Annotated in this window: 12 protein-coding genes (1 of these 12 running past the window's edge); 5 read left to right on the top strand and 7 right to left on the bottom strand. The window is 33.1% G+C overall.

Annotated features, from left to right (window positions below; translation table 11 throughout):
• Position 1: 1 nt before the first annotated feature.
• Both Q9968_RS00365 and Q9968_RS00360 read right to left on the bottom strand, forming a co-directional pair.
• Positions 2 to 925, bottom strand: a complete 924-nt coding sequence (locus Q9968_RS00365; RefSeq protein WP_305512331.1) for an MBL fold metallo-hydrolase — start codon at positions 923 to 925, stop codon at positions 2 to 4.
• Positions 926 to 936: 11 nt separating this feature from the next.
• The gene (locus tag Q9968_RS00360) at positions 937 to 1,731 is read right to left on the bottom strand and encodes a DUF2121 domain-containing protein (protein ID WP_305512586.1); all 795 of its coding nucleotides are present in this window, start codon (positions 1,729 to 1,731) and stop codon (positions 937 to 939) included.
• 402 nt (positions 1,732 to 2,133) lie between these two features.
• On the opposite strand from Q9968_RS00360, the gene acs reads away from it, so the two are divergent.
• Positions 2,134 to 4,230, top strand: a complete 2,097-nt coding sequence (gene acs, locus Q9968_RS00355) for an acetate--CoA ligase alpha subunit (protein ID WP_305512329.1) — start codon at positions 2,134 to 2,136, stop codon at positions 4,228 to 4,230.
• Positions 4,231 to 4,346: 116 nt separating this feature from the next.
• The gene (locus tag Q9968_RS00350) at positions 4,347 to 4,985 is read left to right on the top strand and encodes a DUF447 domain-containing protein (RefSeq protein ID WP_305512328.1); all 639 of its coding nucleotides are present in this window, start codon (positions 4,347 to 4,349) and stop codon (positions 4,983 to 4,985) included.
• Between the two features lie 27 nt (positions 4,986 to 5,012).
• Here the strand turns inward: Q9968_RS00350 and Q9968_RS00345 are convergent, their stop codons facing one another.
• Positions 5,013 to 5,987 (bottom strand): ABC transporter substrate-binding protein, encoded by a 975-nt coding sequence (locus tag Q9968_RS00345; protein ID WP_305512326.1) that lies wholly within the window; start codon positions 5,985 to 5,987, stop codon positions 5,013 to 5,015.
• A gap of 234 nt (positions 5,988 to 6,221) precedes the next feature.
• Positions 6,222 to 7,157 (bottom strand): ABC transporter substrate-binding protein, encoded by a 936-nt coding sequence (locus Q9968_RS00340; protein ID WP_305512325.1) that lies wholly within the window; start codon positions 7,155 to 7,157, stop codon positions 6,222 to 6,224.
• 49 nt (positions 7,158 to 7,206) lie between these two features.
• On the opposite strand from Q9968_RS00340, the gene Q9968_RS00335 reads away from it, so the two are divergent.
• Both Q9968_RS00335 and Q9968_RS00330 read left to right on the top strand, forming a co-directional pair.
• On the top strand, positions 7,207 to 7,821 hold the full coding sequence (locus Q9968_RS00335) for a class I SAM-dependent methyltransferase (protein WP_305512324.1): 615 nt from the start codon (positions 7,207 to 7,209) through the stop codon (positions 7,819 to 7,821).
• A 171-nt stretch (positions 7,822 to 7,992) separates the two neighbouring features.
• The gene (locus Q9968_RS00330; protein WP_305512321.1) at positions 7,993 to 9,003 is read left to right on the top strand and encodes an ATP-binding protein; all 1,011 of its coding nucleotides are present in this window, start codon (positions 7,993 to 7,995) and stop codon (positions 9,001 to 9,003) included.
• 466 nt (positions 9,004 to 9,469) lie between these two features.
• Here Q9968_RS00330 and Q9968_RS00325 read toward each other — a convergent pair whose 3' ends face one another.
• From Q9968_RS00325 to Q9968_RS00315, 3 genes are all read right to left on the bottom strand, one after another.
• On the bottom strand, positions 9,470 to 9,712 hold the full coding sequence (locus Q9968_RS00325) for a hypothetical protein (RefSeq protein WP_305512319.1): 243 nt from the start codon (positions 9,710 to 9,712) through the stop codon (positions 9,470 to 9,472).
• A gap of 152 nt (positions 9,713 to 9,864) precedes the next feature.
• Positions 9,865 to 10,047 carry a hypothetical protein gene (locus tag Q9968_RS00320; RefSeq protein WP_305512317.1) on the bottom strand — a complete coding sequence of 61 codons (183 nt, stop codon included), beginning with the start codon at positions 10,045 to 10,047 and terminating at the stop codon, positions 9,865 to 9,867.
• A 174-nt stretch (positions 10,048 to 10,221) separates the two neighbouring features.
• Complete coding sequence (locus Q9968_RS00315) at positions 10,222 to 12,147, bottom strand: endonuclease MutS2 (RefSeq protein WP_305512315.1); 1,926 nt, start codon at positions 12,145 to 12,147, stop codon at positions 10,222 to 10,224.
• A 739-nt stretch (positions 12,148 to 12,886) separates the two neighbouring features.
• Between Q9968_RS00315 and ltrA the strand changes: the two genes are divergently transcribed.
• Positions 12,887 to 14,029, top strand: the 5' portion of a protein-coding gene (gene ltrA / locus Q9968_RS00310; RefSeq protein WP_305512314.1) for a group II intron reverse transcriptase/maturase. 363 nt of this gene lie beyond the right edge of the window; only the first 1,143 of its 1,506 coding nucleotides appear in the window; the start codon lies at positions 12,887 to 12,889; the stop codon falls past the right edge of the window.

Genomic DNA, 14,029 nt, shown 5'->3' with positions numbered 1-14,029 from the left:
CCTAATCTTTTCTTGCCATTAAAACTTCATCAAACTCATTATGTTTGAAGGACAATTGGTAAGAATTTTTTCTTTCATTTTCAAACAAGGCATGACTGGTGCTGTGAATTGAAGACTGTGTGTCTTTAAGTGAAATTAGCCTGAATCTTTTAGGATTATTATAATTCACATTGAATGATAAACCGTCATATGCAGCAATAGTTTTAACACCTGTTTGTTTATAAACTTTTCTAGCTTCTGTAACAGGATTGCTTGAAATCATTTTTAGACCCAAATGTGTCATTACTGCAACCTTCGGTTTAACTTCATTGATCAAATCAACGAAATTGCGGGAACACATATGTCCATTAATCGACCTGTTTCCCGGCCTCAACACGCTAGCTATTAAGATATCAGCACCCTCATGGTCTTGGGCCAGACCATCAAAATAACCTGTATCGGAAGTGTAAGAAATTTTAAAGCCATTGCAATCTATCTGAAATCCGACACCTGTTGGATCGCCATGTGAGGTTTCAGTACCTTTAATTGAAACATTATCTAATCTATTCCACTCCCCAGGCTTTAAGACTATTTTGTCAGACTTCGATTTATGATAATCAGAAATGCATGGCCCCCATCTTTCATATCCTTCCAAAACACTTTCCCCACCAACGATAGTTCCTTGTCTTTTAGTCATTCCTTTAGTCATTGCTTCAATGAGAATTTCTGCATCATTGTAGTGGTCTGTATGAGAATGTGAAACAATGACTCCACTTAAATTACGAGGGTCAAACCCGAACTGGTAAGTTCTTATTAGTGCTCCAGGACCTGGGTCAATGTGATAATTTTTTCCGCCGAGATTGTCCAATCTGAAACCCCCGGTCATCCTTCGTTGGCTGATAGCGGAAAATCTTCCTCCGCCACTACCTAAAAATGTAATTTTCATTTAAACCCCAACTATAAGGAACATAAAATTATATCACAGGACAAAGAGGACTTGTCTTTTTTTAGGCACAAATCCTCATTTTCAATGACCACCTTGTCTCCAGTTTTAACGTTATCACTGTCTGTAAACATCAATACGTTTTGACCCGGACCTGCAAGCTGTTTCCAATTTCCATCAACTGCCTGGGTTTTATTATTTAACTGTACAAACAGCATGTTTCCATCAATGTCAACAACTTTACCAATGTCCCCTTTGCTAATGATTTTGCTGGCCATTTCAATTTCCAAATTTTGTTGAACCAATCTTTCTGTTAAGTCTTGCCTGAATTTAATTAGAACCTTAATATCATGGTCAATTGTAACGTCCAGATGTTTTTGAGCGGCACTTTTATCAAACTTGGGCTGTCTCATCAATACATCTATTTTATTGCCTACAGTGGGAGTTTTTGAAGCAACCTCCTCTAAAATTCCCTTGAAAATCTCCCCCATGTATCTTAAGCTTTGAGAAGCTTTCCATTCCCGTTTAATCAATGTTTCAGCCATACGTTTTGCGTAATCATTTCCAAATATAATGACTCCTCCACTTCCGGCTTTACGGGATTCGGTATCAGAACCTAACAATTCAATTATTTGATATCCGTTAGTGGTTCCGTAAATGCGCCTTCTTCTTGTTTCCATAGTTCCTTTAGTACTTACTTCACCGCGAATGGTATTGCCGATTATTTTAAGTTTGTTAGCATCGTCTGTAATTTTAATTGAAATGCCAAGCTCGTTTGCCCTAGTTAAAAAGTCTTCATCATTATCAATGCTTCCGCTATATAATTCTTCCTCTAATGTAGCTAAATTTTTTTATCACCGAAATATCCTATTTTTCTTTTATCACTTGCCATTACACATCCTTTTTTCCAACATAAGCGATAATCAAGCTCATAATATCTCCTAATTTGATATTTTTAAAAATATTGTAATATCAATAATTTATTATTTATATTTAATTTTTGTTATCATATATTATAAATGTTAATAACTATATAAACAAAAATAGATTTTCACCTAAAAATTAATTAAAAAGAAAAATAAACCTTTTTTTAATGATTAAAGAAAATATTTAAATAATAATATAACAATAAATATGGGTATATTAAATGTTAATTATTTATCATTATAAATTATTGACATCATTAATATAAAACAACAGGAGAGAAACTAATGATAGATCTCAGTAAAATGTTTAAACCTGAATCCGTAGCTGTTATTGGAGCTTCAAATACACCAGGGAAAGTAGGATATATCATTGTAGATAATCTTATCAACGATGGATTTGTAGGAGAAATATATCCTGTAAACCCTAAAGGTGGGAAAATCCTTGGAAAACAAGCTTACGCAAATATAAAAGACGTACCTGGAAAAGTAGACTTAGTAATTATAACTATCCCTTCCCCATTCGTGAATACTGCTGTTAAAGAATGTGGTGAAGTTGGCATTGAAAACATGGTTGTTATTACTGCTGGTTTTAAAGAAGTTGGAGGAGAAGGTGCTAAACTGGAAGCGGAATTAACTGCTCTTGGTAAAGAATATGGTATAAACATTATTGGACCAAATAGTTTAGGAATTACAGATTCTCACACTCCATTAAACGGATCGTTTTCACAGATGATGCCGCCTACTGGAAATATGGCATTTATATCACAAAGTGGAGCCATGATGGTAGCTATCATCGATTGGAGCGTAACTTCAGGAATTGGATTTAGTAAAGTTATCAGTTTAGGCAACAAAGCAGGAGCAAATGAAATTGAACTGCTGCAATATTTAGCTGACGATGATGAAACAAATGTAATCATTTGTTATCTTGAATCTATTTCTGATGATGACGATTTTGTAAGAACTATGAGAGAAACTGCACATAAAAAACCTATTATTGTTCTCAAATCAGGTTCAAGTTCAGCAGGAGCAGAAGCAGCATCTTCACACACCGGAGCATTAGCCGGCAGTGATTTGGCATTTGACACCGCATTCCATCAATCCGGAATTATGCGTGTTGAAACTATGGCGGAATTGTTCGATTTAGGATTAGCATTCTCTAAAGCGCCGCTTCCAAAAGGAGACAAAGTGGCCATTATCACTAATGCCGGTGGTGGAGGAGTGCTTACCGTGGACGCTATGGAAAAGGCAGGACTCCAACTTGCCCAATTCGATGAAAAGACCACTGCTAAACTAAAAGAATGTGTAACTGATGAAGGAAGTGCTAAAAACCCTATTGACGTATTAGGAGATGCACCAGTGCACAGATACAAAGAATCATTAGAACTTGTCTTAGGTTATGAGGACGTTGACAGTTTAATCGTGATGGTTTGCCCTACAGCATCAGCTGATCCTGATGGAATTGCAGATGCAATCGTAGAAGAGAAAAAGAAATTTGACAAACCGGTCATTGTTGTTAATATGGGAGGACCGTCCTTTGAAAATGCAAATGATGTTTTAAGAGAAAACGGCATTCCAACTTATGTATTCCCTGAAACTGCAGTTAATGCTGTAGAGGCCATGGTTAAATTTGCAAGATTGAAAGAGAGAAACTATGATGACGTCATTGATAAAATTGATGATGTCGACAGAGATACAGTAACTGGAATATTTGACAAAGTAAAAGCAGATGGCAGAGACACATTACTTGGCAGTGAAGCATATGCAGTAGCTGAAGCTTATGGAATTTCAGCAGCGCCGATTAAATTATCAACAAGTGCTGATGAAGCAGGCAAACTTGCAGAAGAAATGGAATTCCCGGTTGTACTTAAAATCGCATCCGATAAAATTTTGCACAAATCCGATATTGGCGGCGTGAAAGTAGGAATTAATAGCGTTGAAGAGGCAAAAGCAACTTATGATGAGATCATTGCTAATGCTAAAGCCGCACACCCAGATATTGTTCCTGATGGTGTGGAAGTGCAGAAAATGATGGATTCAGGTGAAGAAGTCATTGTCGGTATGATTCGCGACAGACAATTCGGTCCTATGATTGCATTTGGTATGGGTGGAATCTATGTTAACCTTATTGAGGATGTATCATTCAACCTTGCAAAAGGCATGAGTTCTGAAGAGATTGAAGAACAAATTGCATCAACCAAAGTATCCCAATTACTTGAAGGATACAGGGGAGAAGCACCTTGTGATGTTGAAGAAGTTAAAGAAGCAATTAAAAGAGTAGCTAGATTAACCCTAGACTTCCCAGAAATATCAGAACTTGACATTAACCCCATCTTTGTCTACGAAGAAGGTTCAAGCGCACTTGACATTAAAATTAAATTATAATTTCTCTTTTGAGAAATTAACTATTTTTTTATATTTTAAAATCCCATGAAGATGATTATATAGATGGGAAAATCGACTTATAACTATACCCTATTTCCATAATCAGGCTTGATAAAATGAATTACAATTTAAGCGAAATCGGAATTGAAAAAAATATCCAATATGAATGCATTACAACAACCATTAATAAAGAGGGTGTAAAAAATGCAGGTGCCTTTGCATTTACCTACCTTGGAGAGGATAAAGTATTCTGCAGGATATTTGACGGATCAAAGACACTGAAGAATATATTAGATACTAATGAATATGTAGTCAATATTACACAGGATTCCTTAGTTTTTACCTATTCGACACTAAACTGCTTAAGCGATGAATATTATACTGACGATACAGACATTGCCATTATTAAAAATACTCCCGCTTACATTATTGTGGATGTTGAAAATATTGATAAAAAAGAAACACCTAAGGATTTTCCAATAAAAGGAAGTGATATTTATTATATAACCGGCAAAATCAGAAAAGTCATGAAAAATGATGAAAATGCAATGCCGTTTAATAGAGGATTATCTGCACTAATTGAATGCCTCGTTAACTTTTCAAGGTATAAAATGGTTGATGGGGAAAAAAGAAAGGAATATATAAACATATTAATTGAAAATCAAAGGATCATAAATAAAGTATCCGATGAAAAAACTAAAAAGGCTATCGCCGATTTAAGAGAGGAATATGAAAAAACCAGGCATCCCCATTAAAAAAAAAAATGAAGCATAGCTAATTAACTATGCTTCCCAATACAAATCATCATGTGCAATAGTTTCGTTTAAGATACCTAATTGAACTTCTAATTTTTGAAATGCATCTACATTAGATTTATATGTTTCATTTATTCCGGATATGAATGGGAAACTTTCTAAAGATTTTACTTCCGCATCCTTGTCAGCAACGATATCTTTAGGCAATAATTTAACTATTTCACCAGTCTCACCAGCCGCTATTTTTTCATTAATGAAATTAGTTGAATTTTCATGAATTGCAATAATTTCTTTAGCAGTGTCTTTATTATTATTTAAAAAATCATCAGAAGCCGCTACAACACAGCATGGATGATTTGGCATGATTTCAGAAGAATCAACTAATTCTTCAATACCCTCATCACTTACACCAAGACTTACATATGGCTGGAATGTAATGGCCGCTGGAAGATTTTTAGTTTTTAAAGCATCGTTAATAGATGGCACTTTCATTGCGGATTCATTAATGTCATCCAAAGACATTTCATGTTTATTCAAATAAGCAGAAAGCAATACATGTTGAATGGATGATTCACCGGGAGTTGCGACAACTTTTCCTTTTAAATCTTTAGCATCATCAATATTGGAATCAGAAGTCACCATAATTCCACTGCCTTCATTTTGAACGGCAGAAATAATTTTTACAGGAACCCCTGCAGAAACAGAAGACAATACCGGTGCAATACCTACATAACCTACATCAACATCCCCGCTAGCCATGGCAGTCATTAAATCTCCACCATTGTTAAACTGAACAAGTTCAGTAGTGATTCCCTTTTTTTCATATAAACCCTGAGCGTCTGCCACAAATAATGCAGCATCATGATCTGAAGGCAAATATCCTATTTTTACAGTACTGTTAGATTCTCCTCCTAAAAAATCAAAAAAACCTGCACTAGCTGAACCCGCTACAAGGAATACTGCAAGTGCCAACACTAAAACAAATATAATCTTTTTATTCATTTTTTCACCAAAAATTAATTTAAATTAAATGCAGTAATATATTTAATCGGCATGTTATAAATAAATTAACATGAATTGTTATAACAATTAATCAAAAAATCTGTTTTAGATCATATATCTTTATTTTGAATTAAAACAGAAAGATTGCCATCATATTGCCCATCAACCGTTGTTCATCACAAAGGTAATTTCAATAACAATCAACAATCAAGAAAAAAATAAAAAGTAGTTTAATCAACTACTTTGATAAAAAATTTCATCTTCTGACAATGGCTTTTTTAAAACACCCAAATCAACTTCCAACTTCATAAAATCCATGACTTTTTGTTTATAAGTATCATTCAAACCAGAAATAAATGGAAAACCGGACATGGCCACCTTTTCAACTTCAACATCACTTACAATATCACTTGGTAAAAGACTTGCGGCTTCATCGGTGTTATTGTTGATGTAATTAGTTGCATTCTCATGAATGTCCAATATTGTTTGAGTTTCATTAGGATGTTCGTCAATAAACTTATCAGAAGCCACTACAACACAGCATGGATGATCAGGTATAATTTCAGAGGAATCCACAAATACTTTCGCACCGTTTTTCTCGGCAATAGATACGTACGGTTCAAAAGTAATCATTCCATCTATTTTACCAGTTTTTAAAGCATCATTCATTGATGGAACTTTCATAGAGGAAACCTTCAGGTCACTTAAAGACATGTCGTTTTGTTTTAAATAGTATGTAAGCAGCATATGCTGAATTGAAGATTCACCGGGAGTTGCTATTTTTTTACCATTTAAATCAGACACTGAGTTAATTCCCGAATCTTTTGCAACAACAATTCCAGATCCTTCAGTTTGAGCGGCGGAAATTACTTTAACTGGAACCCCATTAGCAATTGAAGACAGTACTGGAGTTATTCCAACATAACCCACATCAACATCCCCACTAGCCATGGCAGTCATTAAATCTCCACCATTATTAAACTGAACCAATTTTGTGTTAATTCCGTTAGCCTTGTATTGTCCTTGCGCATCAGCAACAAACAGTGCTGCATCATGGTCTGATGGCAAGTACCCAATAGTTACTTCATTACTTCCACTTCCTAAAAGGAAATATGCACCTGCAGCAATAACGACTATTGCTATAATAATTACGATAACTTTATTATCCATTGAATCACCAATATTAAATATATTTAAAAAATTATTAAAGGTTTTGATTATGGCTGCAAAAAAGATTGATCAGTACATGAAACCTCACGGTGAAGAGGGAATAAAAACCATCAAAGATATGAATGAAGAACATAGACACATCTCTGAATTTGCATTTGAAAGTGTTGATGTTGGCAAAAATGATAAAATATTAGATATCGGCTGTGGCGGAGGAGCCAATATTGAAAAATTCCTTAAACTGACAGAAAATAATGTTGACGGCCTTGATTATTCCGACATTTCAGTTCAGGAATCCATTAAAAGAAATCAGAAGGCCATTGATGGGGGAAGATGCAGTGTTATTCAAGGGGACGTTAGTGATATGCCAATAGATGATGAAAGTTACGATTTAATAAGTGCTTTTTCAACAATTTACTTCTGGCCCGAACTCGATGAAACATTTAAAGAAGTGGCAAGAGTTATCAAACCTAAGGGGCGATTTATGATTGCTCAGGGAACTGATGGCAATCATCCCGATGATGAAAAATGGATATCAACCATTGAAGGAATGAGAATTTATAATGCTGGTGAATTAAATGAATACCTGCTTAATGCAGGATTTAACAGCATTGAAAACTATAAAAAAAAGAATGAACATCTTTTAGTGATTATTGCTCAAAAATAATCATTTGAATCCTCATACATTCACCGTTTTTTCATTATCTATCAAAACATGATATATCCCAAATACGTTTCAAACATGCTTGATAGATAAATAACCTTTTCATCCGAAACTGGCAACTTTGATGCTCTCAATATATTTAAATATTAGAATAGAAACTTAAAACTGATAGAAATGAATTTAGAAGATAAAATCAATATTGTAAAAAATATTTTAAAAGATAAGAAGGTTGCCATAGGTTTTTCAGGCGGTGCCGATTCAACATTAATAGCTTATTTATCCGCACAAACAGCAAAGGACACATTGGTAATCACCATAAACAACCATTTGTTGCCTACCGGTTTTGTCGAAAATACTAAAAAAGCAACCGAAACCTTTGGAATAAAACAGGAAATAATCAGTATTGACTTTTATGAAGATGAACTTTTCTTATCAAATAACTCTAAGAGATGCTATACCTGTAGAAAGCTAATGTATGATGAAATTGAAAAGATAGCCAATGAAAAAGGTTTTGATTTTATTTGTGATGGGAACAACATTAGCGACTTGACTGTTGACCGGCCCGGAATTTTGATTACTTATGAAAAAGGATTCAAAACACCTTTTATTGAAGCAAAATTAACTTCTAGAGAAATCCATGAATATTTAGATAAAAAAAATATCCCATATTCAAGATCAACTACCTGTCTTGCAACCAGAATTCCAACAAACACCCGGACAACAGCAGAAAAGATCAATAGGATTAGCTACTGTGAAGACTATATCCTAAAAAACACTGATTGCGAAATTGTAAAAGTCAGAGACTTTGAGGAAACCTGTATAGTTGAAGTGGACAATATCCGTGAATTAGTTTGCAGGGATAAATATATTCAAATCAACGATGAATTAAAAGCACAAGGTTATAAAAAAGTTGCTTTAAATTTATCGGAAATTGATGATAATGAAAGCATCTCTCTCGACTATGCTGAGGGATCATTTTCGTATAAACTGCCATATACAATAAACATTGAAAATACAGAAAAACAACTTAAAAACGAAATAATCAAAGATTCACATGACAAGCTAGAATTAAACAACATTACAATCAATGAGAATGGATTAATTACTGGTAAAAACTTTAAAACATATGAAACCGCATTATACGGATTTATGGATGTTCTTAAAAAATTAAGAAGAAATATTTAGATTAAAACGCCATCAATATCTGGTGATGAATGCTGGGAAGTCTCATCCCACCAAGGAATATGCTAAGTAAAATTGAACAAACGTCAAAGATGCCAAAATCACAATTATCTGGTGAGAATATCTCTACAAGGCTAAAATTTAAAAAAAAATGAAATGTATTTCCACAATGTGAAAACAAAATTTGTTGGCAGTTTCCGATTTGGTACTGATGCTTAGTTTTTGTTGATTGTTACACATCGTTTAATCCATCTGATGTTGTTGAGTGTTATTATGAGGAGTAGTCCTCTGTATGTTTTGAATGTTCTTTTAATTTTTCCGGGAAGTGTTGTTTTGTAAAAATCCTTCAATTAAATTATTGGTACTTTGTATTCTCCGGTTTATCGTGTGTTGTATTGCTTTATCCAGATATTTGGATAGGTTTCTTATGAATGCTTTGATTTCTTTTGGTAGTTTATCTATTTGGTCATTATAATTTTTGGAATCTTTTTCTTGCTGTTTTTTCAGTTTTGGATTTAAAAATTAGGCTTATTTTTTTCACTAGATCATCATCAACTTTTAATTCATTGGTGTATTTTTTTCTTTCGGTTTTCTTTTCACTTAATTTTTTATTTAACTCCCTCTTTTTTTCATTATCTTTTTGCCTTTCTGTGTCGTCTTTTTGTCTTTTGTATTTTTCACTTATTTCTTTTATTTCTTTTTCTAAAATCATTTATCTCTTTGTTTAATTTTTTTATTCTTTTATTTAAGCCATTTTATGTTTCTTTATTATTTTGTCCATTAGATTTTTCATTGCAATGAAAAGTGCATCTTTGATGATTAAATCCTAAATCATCAATTATTACTGCGTATGCTCTGTATCCATCAGTAAATTATTGTTTTTAATTCTAAATTTTCAAGTGATGTTTCTAAAAAAGATTTTATGAAATCTTTTGGAAAAAATTCTCTTGGAATTACTGTATCTTCAATTATTAACTTGTTTTCTGCATCTAATAATGTTAATCTGACGTTATGGTTGATGTTTGATCTAGAGAAATTTCTCATCATAACGGTATTTTGCACAGGAATATTGATTTAGATTATCCAAACATATGCCATGGGTTCCATTACAGCAAATTCCATCAACAAACAAGTTATTTTCTTGATTGACATTTAATTAAATAATAATATATTAATAATACAAAAAATAAGAATTTTTAGAAAAAATTAAGTTGACGACATTTAGAATTTTTCTAAAATTCTGGCATATACGGCTTTTAATTCATCATCTGATTTTTCATAAATTCTTTTTAGGATTAATTCAGGGGTACTTTTTGCAAGGAAGTTCATTTTAGGTGTTCTGTCAACTATTAAATTATAGTCTTCATCTAATCCTTTAGCTTCAATTCCATCTACTCTAATATCTGTGTAGTTCATTAATTCTCTTGCCATGTGAGTAACAATCACTCCATAAGAATTAGATTCTTTAATCATATCAATAAATGTGGATATAATTTTAACAGCTGCTTCAAGTTCTGTTATTCCTTCAAGTTCATCTAATAATACTAACTTTTCACTATTTGTGGTAACGATTGGTATGAACACATTTAGGAATGATTCAAATGCTCCAGCATCTAGAGATCTTTTCTTTGAGAAGTGGTAAATCTCATGGAATAATTTTATTTTAGCTTTATCCGCACTTACAGGAAGCCCCATTTGCGCCATTATTGATATTTGAGTTAGGGTTTCTAAAAGTGTTGTTTTACCTCCACTGTTTGCTCCTGTTAGAAGTGCAATATTTTCTTTTTTGCTTAATTCATAATCAATATTTTGCACATGATCTTTATCTTTTTTAAGTGCCAATTCTAAGTGTATTGCTCCTGTTAATTTTATTTCATCACTGAATTCTGGCTTACATAAATCATATTCGTATGCAAAGCTTCCTAAACTGAATTCATAGTCAAATTTGATTGTATCGTTTACTTCTTTGATAGCTTTTTCTTTTATAGAATTTAATTCAATTGCGGCTGTTTTTTTAATGTCGAATATGTCGTTTTCTTTTTTAGATGCCTGTTCAATGGTTACTCTTTGAATTTCTGTTTCATCAATTTGAATTGGATATGTTCTAAGGTATGGATCAAAACTTAAACCAGTTTTCTCGCGGATAATTTCCTTACGTTTGTTTATAATTTCATCGAATATTTTGCTAATTTTTGGTGGGAAGTTATTGTTTAATAAGTTGAGAATTTCACCTCCTTCAAGGTCAACTTGTTTGATGGATTTTTCTAATTCTTCATCCATCTCCTCTTTTAGAGAAAGTACAAGTTTTTCAATATCCACTTCACGCTTATCAATAATGTTCAATTCATCAATTAGTGGAATTATTTCTCCTAAAACACTTTCATTATTTCTAATCTTTTGTATTTCATAAACTTTGGAGAATAATTCTTTATTTTGGATAAAAAAGTTTATGATTTTTTCAGGAATAATTTCATAATCATTTTCATCAATGTTTATCATAATAAGGTTTGGCATTCCTTCAAAATCAAGTATTCCTTGAGAATAAACATAAAATACTAGATCATAATTCAATAATTCCTCTTTTAGTAGTGGGGAATCACTAGCAGTTATGATTGGGTAATATTGATTCAATCCTAAGTCTGTAAGATATGAATTGTCTTCTTCACTTTCAACAATAATGGCTTTACTTGGGTCATATTCCGGTTTTGCTTCTTCAACTTCTTTTAAATTTTTCATTAATCCTCTTAATTTAATAATTGGAAGTTGTGAAACATGCTCCTTTGCGGTCATTACAAAATTAAGGTTTGAATTAATTTTATCAATATTTTTTGACGGTGAGAGTAATAGGATTCTATTTTTAGAATAAGAAGTATTAGAATATGCCAAAATCTTGTTTATAATATCTTCATAAATCTCCATTGCCCTATCACTTTTTATAAACTGATATTCAGGGTTATTCAGTAGTTGATTCATTATTTCAATAGCTTTTCTTTGGCTTATGCCTTCAATATTCGCTATTTTTTCAACATCAATATCTTCAACTATTTTTTGGAGTTCCTCTTCTCCTCCAACACTATTGATTATTTTTTCAGAGATTTTATCTCCAACGCCTTTAATATTTTGCAATGTAATTCTTTCTCCACACATTTTACCAAACCTTTTTTGTAAATATAGTATAAAGTTGATATGTTATTCTAATTTGCCAAGAGCATTTGAAAAGTATGTGCGACGGGATAGGGTCTCCTTTTTCCCTACTCTTGTATCAGTGAAACACTTCTTGTATGAAGTTGTTTTAATCCCTGTTGTGTTGGGATTTCCTCCTGTGAAATTCTTAGCTTGGTAACGAGCCTAAGAAGTTGCATGAGCAAAATGTCTAATGAAACACTAGTATCCAGTGTTGTCAGGGCTAGAGGAAGAATAAGAATGGTTAATTAAAGTGAACGAATGCAAGCATCGTGACAAATGACGATAGGTAGGATACAAAGCACTATAAAGAGTACTACTATCGATTGCAATTAGGAAATAAGTACTTTACTTATGCTTATAACGCACAACCCGTAGAATTGCCGGTGTAAAGTTCGGACCTTACCTTATTCGTATCTGATGGGAGATTAACCCGGTAAGCCATTTGAAGTCCTAAAAGAAGACTCTTTTTTTTTAGGTAAGCGGATTGCGAATGAAGTGGAATTCTTCAGGTGGTAGAGGATTTTGAAAAAAAGCGAAAGCCGTTAATTATCGAAAGATAGCAGGAAAACAGGGAAATTATTAACTGTGAACGGATACCTGCCCTTTTGTGGTAGGCATGGAAACATGGCTAACTTTCAAAGAGTAGACAACGTGTAAATAAAACTATTAATGTTTGTTTGTTAAAAGGATGGTGATAAAGTTGAGTTATGCTCAAAACAACATTGTTTTAGAGTCCACAACACCATACGCTACGCTATGGTCTGATACTGATTGGAAGAAGACCTATAAGTATGTAAATAAACAAAGATTTAGGATATTTCGTGCCGAAAGTGAAGGTGATAGTCGAAAAGTTAGAGATTTACAGCGAATGTTAGTTCGTAGCCCTGCCGCATTAAAAGTAGCAATTAAAAGGGTTACACAGACAAATAAAGGTAAAAGAACTCCTGGTGTGGATAGATATATTGCATTAAGCGATGCTGAACGAGGAAAATTGTTTATTAAGATAATAAATAGAAATATAAACAAACATAACCCCAAGCCTGTGTATAGGACTCAAATTCCGAAAAGTAATGGTAAAACTCGTTCTCTTGGTATTCCTACCATTATTGACAGAGTTTATCAGGAATTACTTCGTTTAGTCTTGGAGCCGCAATGGGAAGCTCGTTTTGAACCTATAAGTTATGGTTTTAGGCCTGCAAGACGAGTTCATGATGCAATGGAAAGAATTTTCCATGACATACATTATCGCAGATTCAATTATGTATTCAAGGGCGATTTCAAGGCATGCTTCGATACATTAAGCCATGAATTCATCATGGAACAATTAAAAGGATTTCCGTATGTCGGATTGGTTGAAAAGTTTCTTAAAGCTGGATATGTGGAAAATGGAGAATTTTTCTCCACCAATCAAGGAACTCCACAAGGAGGGTTGTTATCGCCATTGCTAGCAAATATTGCCTTACATGGATTAGAAAACTGTTTAAATATTTCATATTATGAATACCATAGCAGTAAAGGTTATATGACTTTTATTACTCGTGGAAAATATCGGGTTGTGAGGTATGCCGATGATTTTCTTATATTTGCAAGAAATAAGGAAGATATAGAAGCAATACCTAACATTCTTAAAGAATATTTGGATAGGAGAGGTTTAATCCTCTCTGAAGACAAAACTTGTTTCACAACCATCTTTAAAGGATTTGATTTCCTAGGTTTTAATGTTAAAATCGAAAGAGATAATAAATGCATTATTAAACCATCAAAAGACTCTGTTAAAAAGGCTAAAGCCAAAATTAAAGATATCTTCGAATATGCTAAGGGACAGAATGTGGAATATCTCATT

The sequence above is a fragment of the Methanobrevibacter sp. V14 genome, assembly GCF_963082475.1.
Lineage (GTDB): Archaea > Methanobacteriota > Methanobacteria > Methanobacteriales > Methanobacteriaceae > Methanocatella.
The sequence above is the reverse complement of the archived record's forward strand: the minus strand, read 5'-3'. Positions and strand labels throughout refer to the sequence as shown.